The organism is Janthinobacterium sp. GW456P (assembly GCF_002127655.1).
Classification (GTDB): Bacteria; Pseudomonadota; Gammaproteobacteria; order Burkholderiales; family Burkholderiaceae_D; genus Janthinobacterium.
In genome coordinates this window covers 40296-64425 of record NZ_NEHB01000005.1, presented here as the reverse complement: position 1 = coordinate 64425, position 24130 = coordinate 40296, and the positions used below count along the sequence as shown (strand labels likewise).

The following is a 24130-nucleotide window of genomic DNA, read 5'->3' as shown; positions in this document are numbered from 1 at the left end:
AGCGATTACCTAAGCAGGATATGTGCCAGCGTCAGGGGAAGAAAAAGTGAACATTGCGCACCGCGTTGCAGCGGATGCACTGCCATGGTGCATCGGCCGCACCGCGGCGCTTATGCCTGGGCCATGGCCAGGGTGCGCCGTTCGCGCAGCAAGGCCGTAAACAGTGCGGCGCCCAGGGGGCGGCTGAAATAATAGCCTTGCATTTCATCGCAGCCGTGTTCCGTCAGGAAGTCGACCTGCTCGCGCGTTTCCACGCCTTCGGCGATGACGCGCATGTCGAGGTTGTGCGCCAGCGAGATGACGGAGCGGGCGATGGCCGCGTCGCTGCTGCTGGTGGTGACGTCGTCGACGAAGGATTTGTCGATCTTCAGCACGTCGATGGGAAAGCGCTTCAGGTAACCGAGGCTGGAATAGCCGGTGCCGAAGTCGTCGAGCGAAATGCCCACGCCGATGTCCTTCAGGCGCGTGAGGGCCGCCACGGCCTTGTCCGGGTCGCCCATCACCGTGCTTTCCGTGATCTCGATGCCCAGGCAGGCGGGCGCGATTCCGTACTTGCGCAGGGCCGCCTCGACGAACGGCACCGTGCGGTCCTGCGCGAACTGCTTGCCGGACAGGTTGACGGCCACCTTGATGCTGCCCAGGCCCGCATCGTGCCACACGCGAATTTGCGCGCACACGCTTTCAAGCACCCACTCGCCGATGGCCGTGATCAATCCATATTCCTCGGCCAGCGCGATGAACAGGCCGGGCGGCACCTTGCCCAGCACAGGGTTATTCCAGCGCAATAACGCTTCCGCACCCAGCATGGCGCCCGTGCGCAAGCACATCTGCGGCTGGTAGTGCACTTCGAATTCGTCGCGGCCGATGGCGCCGCGCAGCTGCTGCTGCATGGCCAGGCGGGCGCGGATATCGCTGCCCATGCGCTCGGTGAAGAAGGCGTAATGGTCGCGCCCCATTTCCTTGGCGCGCACGAGGGCCGTGTCGGCGTGGCGCAGCACGTCGTCGAGGCTGTCGCCGTCGGCCGGGCACATGGCGATGCCGATGCTGGTGGTCAGCGCCAGGCGCTCGCCGTCAACACTCAATTCTTCGCGCAAGCCGGCCAAGATGGTTTGCGCCAGCCCCAGGGTACGCCCCAGCAGCGCGTCGTCCTGCAGCAGGATCTGGAATTCGTCGCCGCCTTGGCGCACCACGGTGTCGCCCTCGCGCACGCAGCCGGACAGGAAGCGCGCCACCACTTGCAGCGCCTTGTCGCCGACGGCCTGGCCGTGCGAATCGTTGATGTTCTTGAAGCGGTCCAGGTCCAGGCACATCAGCACCACCTGCTGGCTGTCGCGCACGGCGTTCGCGCGCGCCTGTTCGAAGCGCTCGCGCAGCAGCACGCGGTTCGGCAAACCCGTCAGCGCATCGTGGTAGGAGAGGAAATCGATCAGATGCTGCTCGGCCTTGCGCTCGCTGATGTCGAGGAAGACGCCCACATAGTTGACGACGGCGCCATCGGGCCCATGCACGGTGGAGACGCTAAGCAGGCAGGGATAGGTGTCGCCGCTCTTGCGCCGCGTCTGCACCTCGCCCGACCAGCAGCCGCTGCTGCGCAAGCCCTGGCGCAGGGCCAGCAGCACCGCTTCGCCCGTGTATTCGGCATGCAGGCGCATGATGTCCGTGCCCACCACTTCCTGTGCCGCATAGCCGGTGATGCGGGTAAAGGCGGGATTGGCCGTGACGATGATGCCGGCCGGATCGGTGATCAGGATGGCGTCCTGGGTCGCTTCGAAGACCTGGCCCGACAGGCGCAGCAATTCTTCATTCGCGCGGCGGATCTGCACTTCGCGCGCCAGGGTGCTGGCTACCTGCTCCAGTTCGGCCGTGCGTTCGGCCACGCGCCGTTCCAGGTTGGCGCGCTCCTGCGCCAGTTGCAGCTGCGCCCGCGCCAGGCGCACATGGGCATCGGTGCGGGCCAGGATTTCCTCGGCCTGGAAGGGCTTGGCGATAAAGTCGACGGCGCCCAGCGCAAAGCCGCGCACCTTGTCGTCCGTATCGTACTGAGCCGACAGGAAGATCACCGGCACCTGCTGCAGGGAAGGTATCTCCTTCAGGCGGCGGCACACTTCAAAGCCGTCGAGGCCGGGCATGCGCACGTCGAGCAGAATCAGCTCCGGCGGGCGCGCCTGGGCCGTCCACAGGGCCAGTTCGCCGTTCGGCGCCTGGCGCACCGCGTAGCCGGCGCCGCCCAGCAAATCGCTCAACAGCTTCAGCGAAGCCGGCGTATCTTCAACGATCAGTACTTCGCCCTTCGAGTTCACTTCCGAAAAATCGCGGTGCATGTAGCAGTTCTCTCAGCTTTGGATGAGGCGCGGCGGTCGGTTGCCGCGCTGGACAAGACATTTCTTTGCGATGAACTACGTACTATCATCATAATCTTTATTGCAATTTAGCACCATCCATTGGCGCCACTCCGTGCGTCTTTTCTGCGAATCCGATGTTGTCAGCCCACACTTTCACGCCTGCGCCAGCGCACCCTCATTTTCCAGCAAGCCGCACAGCTGGCGGTACTGATGCTGGTCGAGCATGGCCTGCAGCGGCGCCAGCAACGGCGCCGCCGCCGCCGGCAAGGCTGCCAGCAGCAGGGCCACCCTGGCCAGGTTCAGTTCGCGCAGCGCCACCAGCAAGGCGGCGCGTTCTTCCCCTGTCAGCAGCAGCAAGTCTTGTGCCCGCAGTGCCGGCAACGCCTCGGGCGCCGGCGCCACGGGCAGCGGCACAGGCGCAGGCACGGGCGCTTCGGCCGCCTGCGCGGGGATGCTGAAGCGGAAGGTGGCGCCCTGCCCCGGCGTTGACTCCAGCGTCAGTTCGCCGTTCATCAGCTGCACGAATTCGCGCGAGATGGCCAGGCCCAGCCCCGTGCCATCCTTCGGTCCCGCGCTGTCGGCCTGCACGAAGGGCTGGAAAATGCGCTGCTGGTCCTCCGGGGCGATACCGATGCCCGTGTCGCTGACGGCGAACGACAGCGCCCATTGGTCGCCATCGCGCCGCTCGCCGCGCACGCGCAGGGTGATTTCGCCGCCGCCGGCGAACTTGACGGCGTTCGACATCAGGTTCAGCAGCACCTGGCGCAAGCGTGTCGCGTCGAGCAGCACGGCCGCCGGCAGGTCCGCGCAATCGAGGCGCAGGGACAGCCCCTGCTGCTCGGCGCGCATGCCCAGCATGTCCATCACTTCCTGCAGCAGCGGCGCCAGCGCCACCACGGCCGTCTGCGCCTGCAGGCGCCCCGCCTCGCCCTTCGACAGTTCGAGAATTTCATTGATCAGGGTGAGCAAATGGTTGCCCGAGCGGTGAATGATGGCCAGGTTGCGCTTCTCCTCGTCCTGCATGTTCGGCGAGGCGGCCATCAGGCGCGAAAAGCCGATCACGGAATTGAGGGGCGTGCGCAGCTCATGGCTCATGTTCGCCAGGAAGGTGCTCTTGGCGCGGTTGGCCGCCTGCGCCTGGCTGACGGCGACCGACAGGGCGCTCGTGCGCTCGGCCACCAGTTCTTCCAGGTGATGGCGGTGGCGCAGCAGTTCCAGTTCGGCCTCGCGGTGCGCCGTGATGTCGTAGTTCGAGCCCACCAGGCGCACGGGCCGGCCCTGGCCGTCGCGGAAGATCACGGCGTCGGCCTTGATGTAGCGGATGCTGCCGTCGGGCCACAGGATGCGGTATTCGTGCGTGAACGCCTGGCCGGCGCCCAGCGCCGCGCGCAGGGCCTCTTTGGTGGCCGGCAGGTCCTCGGGCAGCAGCGCCGCGCGCCAGATCGCCGCGGGCGGCACGCCGCTGTCCGCCTCGGCCTTGAACTGCGCGTACAGCTGCTCGTCCCATTGCAGCTCGCCGCTCGCCACACTCCAGTCCCAGATGCCGATGCTGGCCGCGCCGGTGGCCATCTGCACGCGCTCCTCGCTGCGCTGCAGGGCGCGGTAGCGGCTGTCGAGCAGCGCCACCATGTCGCGGATGGAACGGTACAAGGTGCGCAGCTCGCCCAGGAACCACGCTTTCGGCGGCGTGCCGGACGCTTCGCCCTGCCCCGCCTGGATGCCAGCCGCATACTGGCCGATCGCCTTCAGGGGCTTGAGCATCAGGCACCACATCAGCAGCCAGATGCTGGCCACGAGGATCACGTCGAGCGCCACGATCATGGCGCCGATGCCCAGCGCGCGCTGGCGCAGCTGCGCGTGCAGCAGGGCCGGCGTCGCATACACGGCCACGCTGCCGATGACCTGTCCTCCCATCGTCACGGGGCGCCGCTGCACCAGCCAGTCCGGCTCCGCGGACAGCGAGGAAAAGCTGCCGATGGCGCCGGACGCGGTGCGGCGCAGGACCAGCGCTTCCTTGCCGATGCCCGGCGTGAGGGAACTGGCCACCAGTTCGCGCTTGCCCAGCATGCTGCGCATGATGGCCTGCATCTGCTTCTCATCGAGATTCCACAATGGCAGTTCGATGGCCACGGCCAGCTGGTCCGCGCTCACGGACAGGCTGCGGTGCAGCTGCTGCCAGCGCTGCTCGCGTTCGGACTGGTAAAACAGCACGGCAAACACCAGCAGCAGCGCGGTGACGACAAAGGTCAGCGCCACGCTGACGGCCAGCACGATGGAGACGCCGCCCAGGCGCGCATCTTTGGGTGCGTATGCCGTCATGCGCCTTCGCCCTGCGGCTCGCTGGTTGGCTGCGCCAGCAGGGCGCACAGCGGCTGGTACTGGTGCTGCTCCAGCATGGCGGCGATGTGCGCGGTCAGCTGCGGCAGGCTGGTCGCCACGCCGGCCAGCACGATGGCGCTGCGCCGCAAATCGAGGGCTTGCACGGATTCGAGCAGCGCCTGCCGCTGGGCGGCGCTCAGCTGGCCCAGCGCCTGTTGCAGGTCGAAGGCGGCGGCCGGCACGCGCGGCGCTTGGGCGGCAGTGCGCTGGAAGCGCAGGCCCAGTTGCTGCTCCAGCATGGCGAACAAGTGTTCCTGCTCGATCGGTTTGCGCAGGAAGCCGTCGGCGCCGGCCGCCAGCGCCTCCTGCTTTTCTTCCTCGAAGGCGGAGGCGGTCATGATCACCAGGCGCGGCTGCACCAGCGCCGGCTGCGCGCGCAGCCAGCGCGTCAGCGCCAAACCGTCCATGTCCGGCATGCGCCAGTCGCTGAGCACGATGTCGTAGCGTTGCGCCGCCAGCATCGCTTGCGCCTGCACGCCGCCCGCCGCTTCCTGCAACTGGAAGCCCAGCGGCGCCAGCAAGCCGGCCAGCAGCTTGCGGCAGTTGTCGTCATCGTCGACCAGCAGCACCATGCGCCCGCGCTGGGATGGCGGCAGGCGCGCCACGCGGCCAGGCGCCTGCGCCGCGAGGGCCGGCTGCCGCAGCGCGGGCGCGTGCAGCTCAAAACTGAAGCGGGAACCGGCGCCCAAGGTCGATTCGACGCGCAGCTCGCCGCCCATCAGGCGCACGAATTCGCGCGAAATGGTCAGCCCCAGTCCCGTGCCCGCCTGCGCCACGGCGCTGTCGGCCTGCACGAACGGTTCAAAGATGCGTTCCAGGTCCGCGTCCGCGATGCCGCTGCCCGTATCGCGCACGGCAAACGCCAGCGCCATTTGCCCATCGTCGTCCGCCTGGCAGGTCAGCGACAGGGTCACGCTGCCCTGCTCGATGAACTTGAGCGCGTTCGACAGCAAATTGAGCAGCACCTGGCGCAGCTTGGCGCCGTCGAGGCGCACCAGCGGGGGCACGCCGTCGCGCTCGAGCCGCAGCGCGATGCCCTGGTCGCTCGAACGCATGCGCACCATCTCGAGCACCTCGTCGAGCAAGCCATTCAAGTCCACGGGTCCCGTTTGCAGCTGCATGCGGCCCGCCTCGATTTTCGACAATTCCAGGATATCGTTGATCAAGGTCAGCAAATGGTGGCCGGCGCGGTTGATGATGGCCAGGTTGTGTTTTTCTTCCTCGAACATGCTGCTCGAATCGGCCATCATCTGCGAAAAGCCGATCACGGAATTGAGCGGTGTGCGCAATTCGTGGCTCATGTTGGCGAGAAAAACGCTTTTCGCGCGGTTCGCCGATTCGGCCTCGGTGACGGCCACCGACAGGGCGGCCGTGCGCTGCTGCACCAGTTCTTCCAGGTGGTCGCGGTAGCCAAGCAGCTCCTGCTCGCTTTGCTTGCGCTCGGAAATGTCGACGATGCCGCTGCGCACCAGGCGCCGCCCGTCCATCGGCAAGCGCACCAGCCGCACTTCGCAGGGAAAGACGCTGCCGTCGGCGCGCCGCACATGGCGCTCGACCAGGATAGGTTCACCCAGCATGGCACGGCGCAGATGCTCTTCCATCATCAGACCCAAAGGCATGCCGTCGGGCTGCTCCGTGCTATACAGGTCGAACGGCCCGCGCGCCAGCAGCGCTTCGCGCGACATGCCCAGCATGCGCTGCGCACTGCTGTTGGCATCGATGAAGCGGTCCTGATCCAGGTCATACACGACGATCGCTTCAGGCGCATGCTCGACGAGGATGCGGAAGCGCTGTTCGCTTTCGCGCGCCTCGCTCTCTGCGCGGCGCAGACGCCGCCGCTGCAGCAGCAAGGCGCTCAGCAAGGCCGCCATCACGATGAAGACGCCGGCCGCCAGCAGCACGGCGGCGCGGTGTTCGTGCCACAACTGCGGCGGGCGGTTGAAGAACAGCGTGTCCGGCGGCAACTGGCTGATGTCGGCATCCCAACGCTGCAGCTGTTCCCAGTCGTACATCGGCACGGGGCGGACCGGCGGCAGCAGGGCGCCCGGCGCGGCAGGCGTCTTGCCGTCCAAGACGGCCAGCGACAGCTGCGCCACCTGCTGCGCGGCCCCTTCGATGTGCAGGAGGGAGCCGCCCAGGATGCCCTTGCCCGCGCTCGTGTTGTACATGCCGAAGGCGGGCACGTTCGCCAGCCGCGCCAGTTCACCGGCAAACTGCACGGGCGTGGCGATGGCGCCGGCCACGTCGCGGTTGACGTTGCCGGCCACCAGCAGCGTATCGGCGGGCAGGTGCGCCACCTTCACGCGCATCTGCGCCAAGGTCAGGCCGTCGAGATACTCGATATAAACCCTGCCCTGCCACGCCTGCGCCGCCTGCTGCATGCTGCGTTTCAAGGCCTGGTCGGCCTCGCTAGTGCCGACGGCCATGACGATGGTTTTGGTTTCCGGGAACAGCGCCATCGCTTGCGCCAGGGTGCCGGGAAAATCGACGTTCGCCTTTTGCTGCCAGATGGCGAGCGGACTGCCGGCAGGCAAAGCCTTGCCCGAGGTATTAATCGCCAGCACGGGCACGCCGCGCGCCAGCGGCACCAGGTCGGACAACAAAAAATCGAGCGCCGGCTGCTGCATGGCGATGATCAGGTCGGCCTTGCGCCCCATCATCTGTGTGTATCTTAAAAGCAACAAATCACGCATCTCGTTGCGCAGCGCCGGGTCGCCCTGGGTATTGAGGTTCAGGTGCTCGACCATGATGTCTTCGCTGGCCAGGCCCGCCGCAGCCATGGCGGCCACATAGGTGCGCGTGTACGATTCCACGCCGGCGCGGCCGTAATCGTAGGCGTTGAGGAACAGCACGCGCTGCCCCTGGTGCGGCGGCGCGGCGGCTGGCGCCGCGGCTGGCACGGCGGCCGGTGCCGCGGCGACACAGAATGCCAGCAGCAATGCGCGGCCGCAGCGGCGCACCGCTGCCCTGCCCGTCGCACCGCCAGGCACCTTACGCATCATTCGCCATGCCCATGCTCGCCCTCGCCTGTCACCATGTTTCAACCATGCGCCGACTATTCAGCCACCGACACTTACAAAAACATGATAACGTCAACTGCAGGGGCAAGTCTATTCCTTAGGGCAATCTTTTGACAATACACCGGAGCGCCAGGCCAAGCATCGTTACGCGGCGGTGCTACTGATGCCGAACAATTCCAGCTTCAGCCCTTTTATGCCAGAGGGCACATAAATCGCCATCGCCTGGGCCTTGATCATGCTGTCATAGATACTGCCCTTGTTATCGATCGAAAAGTAATACGTATTGGGCCGTACTGGCACCTCGGCGGGAACCTGGGCCATATGACGCAACTCGGCCCCGGGCAGCGCCCTGCCCAGTAGCAGTTCGATATTATCCGGAGATGAAATCTTGAACTGCAACGGCACCGTGGCGACCAGTTCCAGCGCCGGCATGTCGGCGTTTACCGCAAGACACAGTTCGGTCTGACGGTCAATCCGCTTGGCATCAAGCACGCCGTAATAGTGGGTGTTCTGTTGCGCGTCGTTCGATAGCGCGATCGGGAAATAACGCGACAGGAGCACGGTATCGATCAGGTCACGAATGATGCCATCGAGCTTGCCGAAGCCGGCAGCCGCGTCATCGTGACAATAAGCGGGCAAGTCGCCCAATGTATATTTTTTTGAGAACGTCATCAATCCACCGGCCAATGCCATCAGTTTTTCAAACAAATACACGGGATGGTGGCGCCGGTAACTGGCGCAATGACTGAGCGTGGCGCTGGCCATGCTCAAGGTATGGAGCATCCAGAACGAGGAAACATCCCCGCCATGAAATTCCACCGTATTGTTGCCAGGCTGACGGTGGCGGCTGTACAGCGCCTCAATTTTCGCGCCCATGCGGTCGATCAGCGCATCGAGCATTTTCTGCAGCGAGGATTCTGCACTGATGGTCAGGCCAGGCGGAATGAAGGAGGCATCGATGTCAAAGCCGCCGTTGCCAGTGCGGTACAAACGGATCAGCGGGATGGCAAGGTAATCATTCAGGGGGTCCAGTTGGGACAGCAGATACACGCGTTTCTTCAGGTAAGCCACGTCTATGCTGACTGCCTCGCTGTACAGATCCGGGGTTTCGATATCGGCCTGGACATAACGCGCACCGGCAGAGCTCACATTGCCGCCATGTGCCTGCAGCGCGGGCAGCGCGGCATAAAAGGTAAAACTGTGTTCGCTCGAAGGGAGTTTGGACAGGTCAACCGCATTGGGCAGCACATCGCCCAGCGGCGCTTCAAACAGTTCGCCGTCCTGAAAGACAAGCGACATGGCATCCGCGCGCAGGCTCTGGTTGGCCAGTGCATCCGCATTCCAGCTGACGCCATGCACGCCCCATAAATGTGGATTGATTAATGAAGCCAGACGTTGCAGGCGCGCTTCATGGTAGCGGTCCAGCTGCTGGAATTGCTGGGGACCGATGGCCAGGCCTTCGGACCACAGTAATTTGGATGGCAATGTCATTGCATTCTCCGTGTTGACCGTTGGAATCTTTCTGCTTTGCCAGTCTGATGTTGCCAGCGTGGAAGTCCTTGATGTTGCGCAGTAACCCTGTTCAATTATTTGCGCAAACGCAATTTTCCTTGGAACAAACGCTCGGATACTGGCCATTCCACCGCAAGGCCACAGGAAAAGAAAGATGGAAGACTTGCTGCCGTATTTCGAACGGGAACTGGTGATGCTGCGGCGACATTGCCGTGAATTCTCCGAGCGCTATCCGAGAATCGCCGGCAAATTGCACATGTCCGGCGAGTCTTGCGAAGATCCGCACGTGGAACACTTGATCGAATCGGTGGCCATGCTGGCGGCACGCATCTCAAAACGGCTCGATGACGACTATCCGCAATTTACCGAAGCCTTGTTCGAAGCCCTGTTCCCCCATTATCTGCGCCCCTTCCCATCCTGCAGCATCGTGCGCCAGTGCGCCCCAGCGGCTGGAGCGGGCGTATTGCACCTGTCTGCCGGCAGTGAAATGGATACAGCGCCGGTGCGTGGCGTACGCTGCCGCTTCAAGACGGCMTACGAKATGACGACAGGAGCATCGCTACTGGACAGCGCCGTTTTCGATGCGATGATCAAGGCGCCACCGGGCGTGCGCCTGCCGGCGTCAGCCAGTTCCTCGCTGAACATCGGCATCCGGCATCTCGATGCGGCGCCCGCATCGCTGCGCGTTTTCATCGATGGAGAAGCGTCTTTTTCAGCCGCACTGCGCGATGCCTTGTTCATGCATACCGTCTGTGCTTTTGTGTCGACCGACGCGGCGCAATGGATGGCCTTGCCCACCGTGCCTTTGACCCCAGTCGGCTTCGCCGACTCGGATGCCTTGATACCTTTTGGCGCCCGTTCGCAGCCGGCCTACCGCATCCTGAGCGAGTATTTTGCGTATCCGGAAAAATTCAATTTCTTCGACATTGATGTCGCGGCGCTGAGTGCCGCCGTGCCGCTTGCTTGCCAGCGCTTTACCCTGCATCTGTGCATGGCCGGTTTGCGGCCCGATTCCGCTACGGCGCGCATGTTGTCCAGCATTTCCAGCGACAACTTAAAGCTGGGCTGCAGTCCGGCGGTCAATCTCTTTCGCCAGGAAGGCGTACCGATCTCCGTCACCCGGCAGAAAACCGACTATCCCGTGCTGGCCCATGCCACCCATGCGCATGGTTACGAAGTCGTCTCCGTCGACGCGGTGCGTTTGCTGCGCCAACGCGGCGGCGAAAGCACGCTGACCGAATTTCGCCCGCTGTACAGCCTGCGCCATGGCGAGGGGGCGGCGCAACAAGGCCATTACTGGATCATGCGCCACGATACGACGTTGGCCATCAGAAGTCCGGGTCACGAAAAGAACATCACGCTGGTCGACAGCGACTTCAATCCCCTGATCCATGAAAAGGCCAGCTTGTCGCTGTCGCTGAGATGCAGCAACCGCGATCTTCCCCTGGCACTCAAATACGGCCAGCCGCAAGGAGATTTGCAGCCATGTGCTGGCGGACCCGCGCTGCACATGCTGCGACGCCCGAGCCAGCCGCGACGCTTTTCACCGGGCACGGGTCTGCACTGGCGCCTGATTTCGCATCTGGCGCTGAATCATCATGCGCTGGTCCAGGAGGGACTGCCGGCGCTGCGCGAAATGCTGACGCTGTACGACCTGTCCCAATCGGCAAGTTCACAACGCCAGATCGGCGGCATCGTCGCGCTGGCGCACTCGCCGACCACGACATGGCTGCGGCACAGGCGCGGCACCTCGCTGGCGCATGGCGTGGAAGTGCGTATCACGCTCGACGAGGAAGCCTTTATCGGCAGCGGCATGCACCTGTTTGTGCAGGTGATCGATCACTTCCTCGGGCTGTATGTACAAATCAACAGTTTTATCGAACTGGTGGTGCTGTCACTGCAAAGCGGAGAGGAGCTGATCCGATGCAAACCAAGAAGCGGATTGCAGAATCTGGTGTAATGCACCATTTGCTGGCCGAGCCCTACCGCTACCAGTTCGTGCAGGCGGTGCGTATTCTGCTGAGCTGGCTGCATCGGCAGAACATATCCCATACGCAAGCCTTCAGCCAGGTGCTGCGCTTCAAGAACAGCCTGTCCATGAGTTTTCCGGCCAGCGAAATCGAACGGCTTACACTCGACGACAACGAACAAGTGACCTTGATACCGGCGTTCATGCGTTTTCTGGGCGTCGCTGGCACCTTGCCCTTGCACCACTCGGAACGCATCGCCGCCTACCGCTTGTCGAGCAAGGACGCCGGCGTCTCGGCCTTCCTCGATATCTTTTCCCACCGCATGCTCACGCTGTATTACCAGGCATGGGAAAAGTATCGACTGGAATCGACGCTCCAGACCCAGGCAAGGGATGCGCAACTGCCTTTGCTGATGGCACTGGCCGGTGTGCAGCGCGATGCGCTGCCGTCGAGCGCCGAACCCGATGCCGTGACGCAGGACGCCGCGGCCTGGTACGCGGGTCTGCTGCGCTGCCGCCCCGTCTCCGCGCAAGCGATCGGCCCGGCGCTGGCCGAATACTGCGGCGTGCCCGTCGCATTGCAACAATTTGTCGGTAGCTGGGACTATCTGGAAAAAAACCGGCGCAGCCTGCTGGGCGGTGTCAACTTCGTTCTGGCGCGCGGCGCAACGCTTGGCCTGCGGCTTTGGCGCCACGACAGGCGTGTCTGCCTGCATATCGGCCCGCTGGATCCCGCCGGTCTGCAACGTTTCCTGCCGCGTAGCGCAGGTGCGGCGGCATTGGCAAAGATGCTGGCGCTGTTTGGCGTACCAGATTTGCAATATGAAGTGCGGCTGATATTGAGTCCGCCATGCATTACTCCCCTGCTTCTAAGCGCCAACCCTGCAGAAAGACGGCGCCTTGGCTGGACGACGTTCTTGCAGACAGCACAAGGCAAGGTACGCGGCGCCGAAGTGCGTTATTTGCTGCAACTGGCTTGAGCAGTTCATCCCTGGAAAGCGAGGCAATCATGAAACATGTGGGACGCGGCGTCATCCGGCTTGGAGACGCAACCGATCACGGCGGCAAAGTCACCAGCGCATCGTCGGGCAGCACCGTGATGGGAAAGACGGCGGCGCTGGCCGATGACACAACCTTCTGCCCCAAATGTAAGGGCAGCTTTCCGATCACGCCGGACGGCGCCGGCGCAAAACACATGGGCAAGCCGTACGCTTATGACGGCGATGCCACCGCCTGCGGCGCCCACCTGATCACATCGCTATAACGGAGGCAGGCCATGCATGCACGCATCCAGGCGGCGCTGTCGGTCTTCGACCTCGCCGCGCAAGAACGGCGCCTGCTGAAGATCGAATTCCCCCATGACGATGGACCGGCCGGCGCCATCCTGCTGGTCAATTCGCTGACCGCCAGGGAAGAGGTGTCGCGCGATTTCCGTTTCGAGGCTGAACTGCTGTCCGATGACGCGCATATTGCACTCAAGGCCATGATGGGCCGCATGGTGACCATTTCCATGGTGCGCGACGATGGCACACTGCGCCACTTCAACGGCTATGTGGGCGAATTCTGCCTGCTGCGCGCCGACGGCGGTTTCGCCTGGTACCGGATGGTGCTGCAACCGTGGCTGGCCTTTGCCCGGCTGCGCCAGGACAACGTCTCCTTTCATGGCCAAAGCGTGATGCAGCTGACCGAAACGACGTTTGCGCACTATGCGCAGCGCGACTGGAAAACCAGCCTCCACGGCGACGACCCGCAAATCACCTGCGCCAACCAGCACAATGAAACCGATTACAACCACTTGCACCGGCGCTGGGAAGCGCTGGGCTGGCATTACTGGTATGAACACCGCGCCGATGGCCATACGCTCTGGCTCGCCGACAACAGCACCCTGGCGGACATGATCGCCACGGCGTCCGGTGACGGCGCCATGCGTTTCCACGCCGAGTCGGGCTCCCTGGAAGACGATGGCCTCCAGCAGTGGCAAGCCGTACGCCGGCTCGGCTCCGGGCAGTTGACCTTGGCCAGCTTCGACTATAAAAATCCCAGGCCCCATCTGGCCAGCGGCTACTCGCTGAATCGCCAGGGTGATGTATTTGCCCACGAACTGTATGAAAACACGGGCGCCTATGGCTACGGGAATGTCGATGATGGAGAGGCGTTGGCACAGCGCCGCATGGAAGAAAGCGACCATCTGCGCCAGTATTTTGAAGCGGCCGGCAATCACCGCGGCGCGCAGCCCGGCCTTTGTTTCCGGCTCGATGGACACTTCAGCGCCGAGGAAAAACGCTATCAGCATGGCGAGGAGCGCCCGGACAGTATTGCCGAACGCGAGTACCTGATCCTGTCAGCCGAGCATATCGCCAGCAATAATTATCAGGCTGAAGCGGGCGCTCCATCGCATTACGCGAACACGCTCACCTGCGTGCGCCGGGACATCCGCTGGAGACCAGGCCGTGGCTACAATAGCACGCCCTGTATCGTTGCCGGCGTGCAGACGGCACTGGTGGTCGGGCCCGCCGGGGAGGAAATCCATACCGATGCACTGGGACGCATCCGCCTGCAATTTCACTGGGACCGCCTGGGCGAATTCGATGAACACAGCTCCCCATGGATACGGGTCATGATGCCGATGGCGGGACCGCAAATGGGACACATCGCCTTGCCGCGCGTGGGCCAGGAAGTCGTCGTGCAATTCCAGGACGGCAATATCGACCATCCCATCGTCATCGGCGTGGTCTACAACAGCGCCAACCCGCCGCCATGGCAATTGCCGCAGCAGCGCGCGCTGTCCGGCGTGCGCAGCCGCGAACTGGGCGCCCGCAGCGCCAACCATCTTGTGCTCGACGATACCAAGGGGGCGATCCAGGCACAGCTGCGCAGCGAGCATCAGGACAGCCGTTTGTCATTGGGCAATATCACCCGCATCGACGACAACGCGGGCCGCAAGGACGCGCGCGGAGAAGGATTCGAGCTGTCCAGCAACGCCTGGGGCGCCCTGCGCGCCAGCAAAGGCATGCTGATCACCACCGAAACACCGGCAGGGGCCGCGTCGGTGAAGCAGCTCGACGAAACGCAATCCCGCCTGGCGCAAGCGCGCCAACTGCAAAAGGGACTGGCCGGCATGGCCGTCGATGCAGGCGCGCAAGACAGCGCCGCACAGCAAGGCGCCGTGGCCGAGGCCATCCAGCGGCAAAATACCGCCATCAAGGGCGCCGGCGGCAATTTTCCGGAACTGTCCGAACCCCACCTGGTGCTGGCCAGCCCGGCCGGCATCGAATTGAGCACAACCCAGTCGATCCACCTGGCCGCCAGCGAACATGTGGCGCTCACCAGCAGCAAGAATATCTCCCTCGCCAGCGGCGACAGCATGTTTGCCAGCATCGCCAAGAGCTTCAGCCTGTTCGTGCACAAGGCCGGCATGAAACTGATTGCCGCCAGCGGCAAGGTGTCCATCGAAGCCCAGAGCGACGAAGTGGAAATCATTGCCCGGAAAGTGCTGTCGCTGATCAGCGAAGCGGACTGGGTCAACATCAAGGGCAAAAAAGGCGTACGCCTGCACGGCGCCAACCACATGCTGGAAATCAGCGACAAGGTGCAGTTCTTTACTTCCTCGCCCGTGCTCTTCAACGGCAACCTGGAAACCCTGGCGCCGAAGAGCGTGTCGCAGGAATTCAATGAGCGGCCGCACAGCAGTTTTGACCAGGAAGTGTTGCTAGTGAATGTCGACGATACGCCGGCCGTTGGCGTTGCTTTTGAAATCCTGCGTGATGACGGCAACATGGCCGGCAAAAGCGCGCAAGACGGTTCCACGCAACTACAAAAATCCGCCGGCATGGACAGCTACATCATTCGCTATAAGGGAGAACTGCCATGAGCAAATGTGATGACTTGAATAAGCGCGGCAATCATCCTGCAAAGTTTAGCCAAGGCGTGGGAGGGTGGGCGGAACTCGCTGTTTCGATGACGGAAACGAAAGATACTGCTCGGCATGACGTCACCGTGCCACCAGGCAAAGTCATTCCTGTCATTTTCCTGCCGGGCGTGATGGGCAGCAATCTACGAATGAGCAAGGTTCGCCAGGACGAATTGCGCCGTCCAGACAATCGGGCTTGGCGGCCAGACGATATGATGGGTGCGGGCGGCACGACGGCTATCCTTACAGGCAAGGGCTTGGGCGGCTGGTTCAAAGAGGCGTCGCCACGGCAGCGGCAATTGGTGTTTGATCCCACTGAAACCGAAGTGGAGTACTACCACTATACGGAGAGCAATAGCCGCTTCGATCCAGACGGTGCTGAAACCAAAGCCGCAGATGCACGGCATCAAAATGTACCCGATAGCTTTACCCCCATTCCTCCCTTGATGGGGACTAACAGGATCGCGACAACAACACGTCCGAATCAAGGTAAAGCCTGTTCGTATCAAAGCCCAGCTCAAATAGCCCGTTGGCGAGGATGGAGTGAAGTGCTATTTGCTGGTGCGTACGGAACAATGCTACGGGCTGCCGAATTGCATCTCAACAACATGATTTCCGAAGGTAAGGTACATCCTGTCTGGCGTCAAACGAGCGGCGTTGGTGCACTGCTTTTGCAAGATCCAACAAATTTTGGCGCGTCATCTGGCAAAGCCATTACCGTCAGCGATTTAAAGAAAATCGCTCCTTGCTGGTATCCCGTGCATGCAATGGGTTACAACTTTATTAAGAGCAATGGGGTATCCGCCGTCACTATTGCAGAGCGACTACGCGGTCTGGTCAAAGGCTACCAGCAACGCGGATTCAAATGCAACGAAGTCATCATCGTCACGCATAGCATGGGGGGCTTGCTGGCCCGTGCATTGATACACCCCAGCTATGGAAAGATGCTTGATGATAAAGATGTGAAAATTCTGGGCATTTATCACAACGTGATGCCAACCATTGGAGCCGCAGGGGCATATAAACGCATGCGTTTTGGTTTTCAGGAAAGAGAAGGTTCTGTAGCGGAAATAGAGGCCCGCATTCTAGGGATCGACGGCGAACACGCTACCGCAATTCTAGCAAACGCACCGGCGCCACTCGAAATGATGCCAGGTGCGGCATATGGCCAGAATTGGCTGAAAATTATAGATGAACAGGATAAAGTTTTATGGAGCTGGCCTCGCGATAAGGCGACTGCACTGGAAAGCATTTACCTTCAACCAGCCCATGCATGGTGGCGACTCATCAATCCAAACTGGGTAAATCCGGCACGCATATCATCTGATAATGGAGGCGGCCTGGAAATGGTAATGAACCGATTAAAATTAGCCACAGAATTTCTATCATCCATAGAAAAAACGTTTCATCCTAACACTTATGCAAGCTATTGCGCATCGAGGAACTTCTTAAGTTATGGCGATGTCGTATTTAAATTAATTGAAGGTCTTCACAGCGGCTCTACCGATCCATGGAATAAATTTGAGCCGCTACCTGAAAAATGGAAATTACTTGAAGATGATAGCAAGGGGCAACTCCTCGTCCAAGCAGGAGGGAAACGCTTAAAACTGCAGCTACAGCCAGCTAGTGCACGCGGTGACGGCACCGTACCATCAGATCGTTCTGCCCGGCACATCACAGGCTCACTTTTCATACATGGCACGGCGGAAGCAAACGGTTATGAACACCAGAACAGCTACGCCGATACAAATGTAATGGCATCCATGCTGTATTCCATCGTACAAATTGCCAAGACGGCAAAATGGGAGTAAGCCATGAATAATAAGATACAGAAAAAAATTTTCCTCATGATCACAGTTATTGCAATGGTATTTCTATCCACCTACGCGAAAAGAAATTCACCCAAGGAGACCATAATGCCTGGAAATTTCAAACTCAGCAAACGCTTGGATGCACTATTTTTAAAAACAAAAATTGTCTGTTTCGGACGTTATTCTATAGAAATTCCAAAGGAGGCTGAATTAATATACGGAAAAATATCATTCCCATCAAGAATTGAAGTCATAAAAGGCGGAATTATTGCAAAAGATGAAAAAATAACAGAAGACTTAAGAAAAATAAGATTCAACAACCAGTCTTCTGAAATAATATCCAACGAAAATGGGCCCATAAAAAACAGTTGGCAAATTCGCTATTTTGACAATAAATTTTCCAAAGAAGATGGCAATGTTTTATTCAGTACGTATATTAACAAAGGAGATATTACGTACATTCTTACCGGCTCTACTCCCAAAGGTGGAACGGTTAAAAGTGCGGCTACCACACAGTTAATGCGAGCGAATAGTCTGCGTCTGCGTCACCAAGATGAAATTCCTGCCGAACCCGGTCATTGCTTAGAAGGCGGCTTCATGAGCGACGACAAGTATGATAGTCAGGAAATGGCGGATGCGGGCCTGTATTTTCCCAGCTTGCCGGATGTAACATTTTCCATCACTGCGAATAAAGATGCCTACGGCGATTATCCTCCTGCTGAATATGATGCAAAAGTACGCGGGAAATTATCATTACTTTCTCGTATCCAGCAGGCGAAAGACCAGCAAGGCAGGAACTACCCTTCTCGTACCCTGCTACGCGAAGGCAAACGTGACGTGCAGCACTGGCATGGCGAGGAATCGTTGATACGGCGTACCGATGGCGTGCACGATTTTGAATGGACGCTGGTGGGTACGCCGCGCGATATCGCCTATCCAGCGGTCTTGGAAGCATCCATGTACACCAAAGTCGCCCACAACATGGTCGGTGCCGCCGAAGCGGCGTCGCTGACCGACGAAGAAGCCATCGCCTTGTGGGACAAACTGCTGTCCGGCCTGAAGTTCCGGGTGAAAGTGCCGGGTGCGCCGCCGGGATCCTACTACATCGATCCGGACAAGCCGGCGCAATGACGGCTCGATAAGCCCTCGCTGGCGCCATGTCAGCTATTGCGCTAGCATGGCCTTTTGCCCGGAAAACCTCGATGACCATCACCCTGCGCCCCGCCCTGCCCGACGAAATCGACGCCCTGTGGGCCCTGCGCACGGTGGCCGTGCGCGTCAGTTGCGCCACGCACTATGCGCCTGAGCAAATTGCTGTGTGGACGGCTTCGCCCGTGCCGGAAGCGTATGCGGCCATGCTGGCCGCCGGTGGCGCCATCGTCGCCATGCACGACGGGGCCATTGCCGGCTACGCCATGCTGGACATAAATAAACAGGAAGTGGACGCCGTATTCGTCGATCCCGCGCGCGCGGGACTCGGTATCGGCAAGCGCCTGCTGGCGGCGCTGGAGCAGCTGGCGCGCGGGCACGGCATCGTCCGCCTTCACCTGTCCGCGTCGCTCAATGCGGAGCCGTTTTACCGGGCCGCCGGTTTTGTCGCCTTGCGCGAAGAAGCGTATGCGCACCCAAGCGGCATCAGCCTGGCCAGCGTGGCGATGGAAAAAGCGCTGATGGCGGTCTGACTTCAGTCAGGCACCGCGCCTGCCTCGGACTCGGCCAGGCATCGCTGCAATTTGGCGATCAGGGCGCGCACTTCGTCGTCGCCCAGGTCCAGCGGATCACCGTGCGCACCGACGGCGATCAGGCAAATGGACGAGCCGTCGTACCAGGCGTCGAGGCGTTCCTTGTGCTCACTCATATTGTTCTGCCTCATGCTGTAAATCCCTCCGTAAATCGTCCGGCGCCGCGATGCCGGCGCGGCCTTGCGGCACGGGAAAGACGGACGCCAGCTGGCCGTTGCCCGCCATGCCCGGCAGCCACTTAGTCAAAAAATCGTCGAGCGCGATGGCGCGCGGCTGGAAACCGGCCCAGTCGCCGCTGGCGCACGCTTGCGCGTATGCCGCTTCCGGCCAGAACGGTATCGCCACCTGCCCATGGGCTTGCGCCGTGGCCCAGCCCTCATGGTGCAAACCCCACACTTCTTGCGTATCGGCCACCTTGCGCACAAAATAGCCATGGCGTTCGGCGGACGGCAGGTCCATCACCTGCTTGAACTTTTCAGGATGCACGGTTTTCCCCTGCCTCATCCCATACCCGCAGATGCGGCGCGCACCAGCCCGTCACCATGTCGAGGGCATCGAGTATCACGTCTTCCAGCGCGCCCTCCTGCGTGGCGGGACGCAGTTCCTGCAACAAGCCGGCCACTTGCGCCGCCGTCGCGCCGCTGGCATGGTAGCGCAGCAGGATGGCGCGCAGCGTGAGCAAATCTGCCCCGGACTCCAGCGCGGCGAGCAAATCTGTGTCGATGTCGGCGATGACGGTGTGCGCCATATCAATCCGCCTCCCACGCAATGACGGCAGGCCGCGCGCCGCCCATCCTGAAAAAATCGGCCAAGGCCCGCTGACAGTGTTCCGCGTCCACGCACCAGGCTTCCGGATATTCATCCACCTGGCCATTCGCCAGCAGGTAGCTGCAAACGCCGTCCGCCTCCTCGTCGCCCAGCGAGTGAAAACTCAGGTCGTCCTGGCCCGACAGATACATCAGCCAGGCGTTGCCGCCATTGCGCAACATGCACAGGGCCGGGCCCTGTTCCGCATCGGTCGCCATGGTCAGCCACAGCTCGCACTGGGCCAGCGCGCGCGCTTCCTGCAGCATTTGTTCCAGCGCAAGGATATTGGCGACGGCATGCGCCTCGCCGTGCAGATTCAATTCCATTGTCATGTTGTGCTCCCGCTCAAATCGTTCGTCGCCAGCGCCGTGCTCAGGTACAGCTTGCCGCTCAGGTCTTTCAATAAACTGCTCTGGCGCAAACGGTCCATCACGGGGCCTTTCACCTCGGCCAGGTTCAGGCTGATGCCGCGCTTGGCCAGCGTGCTGTTGAGCTCGATCAAGCCCAGCAAGGCCGTGCTGTCGATCTGGTTCACGGCCGACAGCACCAGCACCAGGTGGCGCGCCGTCGGGTGGCCGCGCAACTCGTCTTCCACGCGCTCCGTGACGGCTTCGACGTTGCCGAAGAACAGGCCCGCATCGATGCGCAGCAGCAGAACATCCGGCAAGGTCTGCGCTTCATAACGCTCCACGTTGCGGAAGTGCTCGCTATTCGGGATGCGGCCCAGCACGGCGATATGGGGGCGGCTGGCGCGCCAGATCAACGTCCCCATCGACAGCAGCACGCCGATCACCACGCCCGCTTCCACGCCCAGCACCAGCACGCCGGCCGTCGTCGCCAGCAGGGCCAGCGCATCGCTGCGGTCGTAGCGCCACGACAATTTCAAGGTATCCCAGTCCAGCAGGCTGCTGACGGCAAAGATGATGGTGGCCGCCAGCACGGGCAGCGGCAGCAGGGCCAGCCAGCCCGTTGGCGCCACCAGCGCCAGCGCCAGCAGGCCTGCCGTGATGATGCTGGCCAAGGGCGTATTGGCGCCCGCCTGGAAATTGACGGCCGAACGCGAAATCGAGCCCGTGACGGGAAAGCCGCCCGACAGCGCGCTGGCCACGTTGGCCGCGCCCAGGCCCAGCAATTCTCGGTTCGTGTGCAGCTTCTCGCCGCGCTTTTGCGCCAGGGTCTGGGCGGCGGACATGCTCATCAAAAAGATGATGAAAGCGATCAAGAGCGCCGGCGACAGCAAGGTGCGCCAATGGGCGCTCGAGGTGGCCAGGTTCAGGCCCGGCAAGCCGCTGGGCACATGGCCCGTCGTCTGCACGCCCATCGCTTCCAGGCCGCCATAGGCGACCAGCGCGATGCCGGCCAGCACCAGCGCCATCGGCGCCAGGCGCGCGCCCACGTCGGCGGCCACCTTGTTCAGGCCGCAGCGCACAAGCACACGCGCCGCGTACCGTTTGGCCAGCCACAGGAACAGCAGGCCCGACAGCCCCAGCACGAGGCTGGGCGCGTGCCAGTGGGGCAGCGTTGCGCCCAGCAAGGGCGTGATCTGCCCCCAGATGATCAGGATGGCGGCGCCATTGCTGAAACCGCTGATCACGGGGCGCGACAGGAAACTGGCCATGAAGCCCAGGCGCAGCACGCCGCACAGCAACAGGACCAGGCCGCTGATGAAGGCCAGCTGGGCGGCCAGCACGATGTACAGCGAGGAACCGGGGTCGGCCAGCGGCGCCAGGGCCGCGGCCGTCATCAGGGAGACGATGGCCATGGGGCCGACGGACTGCGTCATGCTGCTGCCGAACAAGGCGTACAGCACGGGCGGCAGGATGCTGGCGTAGATGCCCACCACGGGCGGCAAGCCGGCCACCAGCGCATACGCCATGCCTTGCGGCACCATCATCATGGCGACAACGATACCGGCAGTGATGTCCCCGGCCAACAGAGGACGCCGGTATTGCCTGAGCCAAAGCAGCATGATGCGATCCCAAAATCTGAAAACCGAAGCCTATCATGCGACGAGGCCGGCTGACAGGGGGGATGAGACTATTCTGGCAGCAATTGCGCCTTCACGGCGTCGAGGATTTCCATCGATAGCGCCTCGTCATCGATTGAACGCGCCAGCACCATGGCGCCCACCATGGCGGCAAACGTGGAAATGGCCTGCTGGCGCCGCCGCTCCTGCGTACCATCGGGCCCGCCTTCCGGCAGCAAGCCTTCCAGCAGCGCGAACTGCTGCCGCGTGGCTTGCGTAAATGCGGGACGCGCGCCGGGCGACATGCGCGCCACGTCCGTGCCCATGGCCGCCGCCGGGCAGCCGCCGCCGGGCTGGTCGCGGTGGCGGGCGGTCAGATAGCTGTCGATGATGGCCGGCAGCGCCCGCTGCGGGTCGCTGGCGACCTTCGCCCGCCAGCCTTCCAGCGACTTATTCAAGGCATGCTGGCAGGCCTCGATCATCAAGTCTTCCTTGGACGCGAAATGGCCGTAGAAGCCGCCGTGCGTGAGACCCGCGTTCTTCATCAGGTCGGCCACGCCGATGCCGTCATAGCCCTTTTCGCGGAACAATCTTGCCGCCACGTCAACGATGCGCTCCCGGTTCAGCGCCGCCTGTTCCCTGCTCACTTTCATGCTGCCCTCCTACACTTATGTCGATCATCATATAACTTTACGCCCGTTTGCGCCACTCTGTTAGCAAGCGCACCGTTGGATGGCCGCGCCGCGCCGATACTGGATCTTCGTTTCCAGGGAGGCCAGCATGAACGAAAACAAAGACCAGTCCGCCGGTAACTTGCAGCGTGCTATCCAGCAGGAGCAGGACGGCCGTGATGCCGCAAAGCCAGGCAAGGAAAGCAAGCAGCCGGTGCAAACGGGCCACCGCAGCCAGCCGACGCCTCCCCTGCCCGCCCAGCACCTGGACAAACCGGGCATCGAGGGGCAGATGGAATTGAAACCGCGCTTCCTGGCGCCCGATTATTGCGGCAGCGGCAAGCTGGCCGGCATGGTGGCGATCATCACGGGCGGCGATTCGGGTATCGGCCGCGCCGTGGCCGTGCTGTACGCGCGCGAAGGCGCCGATGTCGCCATCATTTACCTGAACGAACACGCCGACGCCAACGAAACGAAGCGCTACGTGGAAGCGGAAGGCCAAAGCTGCCTGTTGATCCCCGGCGACGTGCGCGACCAGGGCTTTTGCCAGCAAGCCGTCAGCCAGGTGCTGGACAAGTTCACGCACATCGATGTGCTGGTGAACAACGCCGCCTTCCAGGAGCACGCCGAATCCTTGCTGGACCTGAGCGAAGAACGCTTCGATCTCACCATGAAAACCAATGTCTACGGTTATTTTCACATGGCCAAGGCCGTGCTGCCCCACTTGCAGCGGGGCGCGTCCATCATCAACACGGGTTCCGTGACGGGTTTGCAGGGTTCCAAGCACCTGCTCGACTATTCCACCACCAAGGGCGCCATCCATGCGTTCACCATGGCGCTGGCCGGCAACCTGCTGGACAAGGGCATCCGCGTGAACGCCATCGCACCCGGCCCCGTCTGGACGCCGCTCAATCCGGCCGACAAGTCGCCCGAGGAGATCGGGAAATTCGGCCAGGACACCGACATGCGCCGCCCGGCCCAGCCGGAAGAACTGTCGCCCGCCTATGTCTTCCTGGCCTCTCCCGCCTGTTCCAGCTACATCAGCGGCATTGTCCTGCCCGTCACCGGCAAGGTGGGAGACTAGCCGATGGCGCGCGCACTATGGAAAGGCGCCATCAGCTTCGGGCTCGTGCACATTCCCGTCGAGCTGATTTCTGCCAGCCTCGACCACGAACTGGACTTGTCCATGCTGGACCGGCGCGACTTCGCCCCCATCGGCTACAAGCGCTACAACAAGCAGACGGGCAAGGAAGTCGAGTGGGACGACATCGTCAAGGGCTATGAATACAAGACGGACGAGTACGTGGTGCTGTCCGACGAGGATTTAAGGCAGGCGAACGTGAAGGCCACGCAAACCATCGACATTTTGACCTTTGTCGATGCGACGGAAGTGCCGCTGACCTTTTACGAGCACCCGTATTACCTGCTGCCCGCCAAGGGCGGCGAGAAAGTATATGCGCTGCTGCGCGAAACCTTGCGCAAGGCTAACAAAGTGGGTATCGCCAGCGTAGTTATGCGCACCAAGCAGCATTTGTGCGCGCTCGTCTGCGTGGGCGACGCCATCGTGCTCAACACGCTGCGCTACGCTGATGAAATCCGCCCCACGGACGACCTGGACTTGCCCGCCAGTCCCCTGAAGGCGGCCGGCATTTCCGACAAGGAACTCAAGATGGCCCTGTCGCTCGTGGAAGGCATGAGCGAAGCGTGGGACCCGGAGCAATACCACGACAGCTATCGCGAAGACGTGCTGGCGCTGGTCAAGAAGAAAATCAAGGCGAAACAGACCAAGACCATCACGCCGCCCGCCCCCGAACCGGAAGAGGAACACGGCAGCAACGTGATCGACCTGGTCGCCCTGCTGCAGCAAAGCCTGGGCAAGAAGGCGTCCGCGGCGCCGGTCCGCAAGCGGACGGCCGCGTCCCCGGCGCGCAAAGCGGCGCCAGCCAGGCGCAAGGCGGCATGAACCGCAGTACCCGGCCCGGGAGCAGCGTCAATAATACA

The 24130-nt window shown here is 62.0% G+C and carries 19 protein-coding genes; 9 read left to right on the top strand and 10 right to left on the bottom strand.

Annotated features, from left to right (window positions below):
- Positions 1 to 110: 110 nt before the first annotated feature.
- From CBW66_RS07020 to tssK, 4 genes are all read right to left on the bottom strand, one after another.
- The gene (locus CBW66_RS07020; RefSeq protein WP_086136590.1) at positions 111 to 2321 is read right to left on the bottom strand and encodes a GGDEF domain-containing response regulator; all 2211 of its coding nucleotides are present in this window, start codon (positions 2319 to 2321) and stop codon (positions 111 to 113) included.
- A gap of 174 nt (positions 2322 to 2495) precedes the next feature.
- Positions 2496 to 4661 (bottom strand): HAMP domain-containing sensor histidine kinase, encoded by a 2166-nt coding sequence (locus CBW66_RS07015; protein ID WP_086136589.1) that lies wholly within the window; start codon positions 4659 to 4661, stop codon positions 2496 to 2498.
- A complete protein-coding gene (locus CBW66_RS07010) occupies positions 4658 to 7723 on the bottom strand; it encodes a PAS domain-containing hybrid sensor histidine kinase/response regulator (RefSeq protein WP_086142919.1) in 3066 nt (1021 codons plus the stop codon). The genes CBW66_RS07015 and CBW66_RS07010 overlap by 4 nt, the downstream gene beginning before the upstream one ends.
- A gap of 162 nt (positions 7724 to 7885) precedes the next feature.
- Positions 7886 to 9232 carry a type VI secretion system baseplate subunit TssK gene (tssK, locus tag CBW66_RS07005; RefSeq protein ID WP_086136588.1) on the bottom strand — a complete coding sequence of 449 codons (1347 nt, stop codon included), beginning with the start codon at positions 9230 to 9232 and terminating at the stop codon, positions 7886 to 7888.
- Positions 9233 to 9407: 175 nt separating this feature from the next.
- Here tssK and tssF point away from each other — a divergent pair, with 175 nt between their 5' ends.
- The 7 genes from tssF to CBW66_RS06970 all read left to right on the top strand — a co-directional run bounded on the left by tssF (position 9408) and on the right by CBW66_RS06970 (position 18625).
- Complete coding sequence (gene tssF / locus CBW66_RS07000) at positions 9408 to 11213, top strand: type VI secretion system baseplate subunit TssF (protein WP_086153616.1); 1806 nt, start codon at positions 9408 to 9410, stop codon at positions 11211 to 11213.
- A complete protein-coding gene (tssG, locus tag CBW66_RS06995; protein WP_170933035.1) occupies positions 11213 to 12202 on the top strand; it encodes a type VI secretion system baseplate subunit TssG in 990 nt (329 codons plus the stop codon). The genes tssF and tssG overlap by 1 nt, the downstream gene beginning before the upstream one ends.
- A 29-nt stretch (positions 12203 to 12231) precedes the next feature.
- Positions 12232 to 12486, top strand: coding sequence for a PAAR domain-containing protein (locus CBW66_RS06990; RefSeq protein WP_086136585.1), 255 nt, complete (start codon positions 12232 to 12234; stop codon positions 12484 to 12486).
- Positions 12487 to 12498: 12 nt separating this feature from the next.
- Positions 12499 to 15093 (top strand): type VI secretion system Vgr family protein, encoded by a 2595-nt coding sequence (locus CBW66_RS06985; protein ID WP_086136584.1) that lies wholly within the window; start codon positions 12499 to 12501, stop codon positions 15091 to 15093.
- Positions 15090 to 16943 carry a triacylglycerol lipase gene (locus tag CBW66_RS06980; RefSeq protein WP_086136583.1) on the top strand — a complete coding sequence of 618 codons (1854 nt, stop codon included), beginning with the start codon at positions 15090 to 15092 and terminating at the stop codon, positions 16941 to 16943. The genes CBW66_RS06985 and CBW66_RS06980 overlap by 4 nt, the downstream gene beginning before the upstream one ends.
- Positions 16944 to 16946: 3 nt before the next feature.
- The gene (locus CBW66_RS28930) at positions 16947 to 18074 is read left to right on the top strand and encodes a T6SS immunity protein Tli4 family protein (RefSeq protein ID WP_230492222.1); all 1128 of its coding nucleotides are present in this window, start codon (positions 16947 to 16949) and stop codon (positions 18072 to 18074) included.
- 71 nt (positions 18075 to 18145) lie between these two features.
- Positions 18146 to 18625 carry a GNAT family N-acetyltransferase gene (locus tag CBW66_RS06970; RefSeq protein ID WP_086136582.1) on the top strand — a complete coding sequence of 160 codons (480 nt, stop codon included), beginning with the start codon at positions 18146 to 18148 and terminating at the stop codon, positions 18623 to 18625.
- Between the two features lie 2 nt (positions 18626 to 18627).
- Here the strand turns inward: CBW66_RS06970 and CBW66_RS28925 are convergent, their stop codons facing one another.
- The 6 genes from CBW66_RS28925 to CBW66_RS06945 all read right to left on the bottom strand — a co-directional run bounded on the left by CBW66_RS28925 (position 18628) and on the right by CBW66_RS06945 (position 22111).
- Complete coding sequence (locus CBW66_RS28925) at positions 18628 to 18801, bottom strand: hypothetical protein (RefSeq protein ID WP_170933034.1); 174 nt, start codon at positions 18799 to 18801, stop codon at positions 18628 to 18630.
- The gene (locus CBW66_RS06965) at positions 18794 to 19171 is read right to left on the bottom strand and encodes a DUF2750 domain-containing protein (protein WP_170933033.1); all 378 of its coding nucleotides are present in this window, start codon (positions 19169 to 19171) and stop codon (positions 18794 to 18796) included. Before CBW66_RS06965 ends, CBW66_RS28925 begins: the two co-directional genes overlap by 8 nt.
- Positions 19161 to 19433, bottom strand: coding sequence for a hypothetical protein (locus tag CBW66_RS06960; RefSeq protein ID WP_086136580.1), 273 nt, complete (start codon positions 19431 to 19433; stop codon positions 19161 to 19163). Before CBW66_RS06960 ends, CBW66_RS06965 begins: the two co-directional genes overlap by 11 nt.
- A gap of 1 nt (position 19434) precedes the next feature.
- The gene (locus CBW66_RS06955; RefSeq protein WP_086136579.1) at positions 19435 to 19824 is read right to left on the bottom strand and encodes an Imm1 family immunity protein; all 390 of its coding nucleotides are present in this window, start codon (positions 19822 to 19824) and stop codon (positions 19435 to 19437) included.
- Entirely contained in the window at positions 19821 to 21461 is a 1641-nt protein-coding gene (locus CBW66_RS06950) for a SulP family inorganic anion transporter (RefSeq protein WP_086136578.1), read from the bottom strand. The genes CBW66_RS06955 and CBW66_RS06950 overlap by 4 nt, the downstream gene beginning before the upstream one ends.
- Before the next feature lie 68 nt (positions 21462 to 21529).
- Positions 21530 to 22111, bottom strand: coding sequence for a TetR/AcrR family transcriptional regulator (locus CBW66_RS06945; RefSeq protein WP_086136577.1), 582 nt, complete (start codon positions 22109 to 22111; stop codon positions 21530 to 21532).
- A 127-nt stretch (positions 22112 to 22238) separates the two neighbouring features.
- Between CBW66_RS06945 and CBW66_RS06940 the strand changes: the two genes are divergently transcribed.
- Together CBW66_RS06940 and CBW66_RS06935 are read left to right on the top strand one after the other, a co-directional pair.
- Positions 22239 to 23213, top strand: a complete 975-nt coding sequence (locus CBW66_RS06940) for an SDR family oxidoreductase (RefSeq protein WP_086136576.1) — start codon at positions 22239 to 22241, stop codon at positions 23211 to 23213.
- 3 nt (positions 23214 to 23216) lie between these two features.
- Positions 23217 to 24092: a Ku protein gene (locus CBW66_RS06935; protein ID WP_086136575.1), complete on the top strand. Its 876-nt coding sequence runs from the start codon at positions 23217 to 23219 to the stop codon at positions 24090 to 24092.
- Positions 24093 to 24130 lie beyond the last annotated feature (38 nt).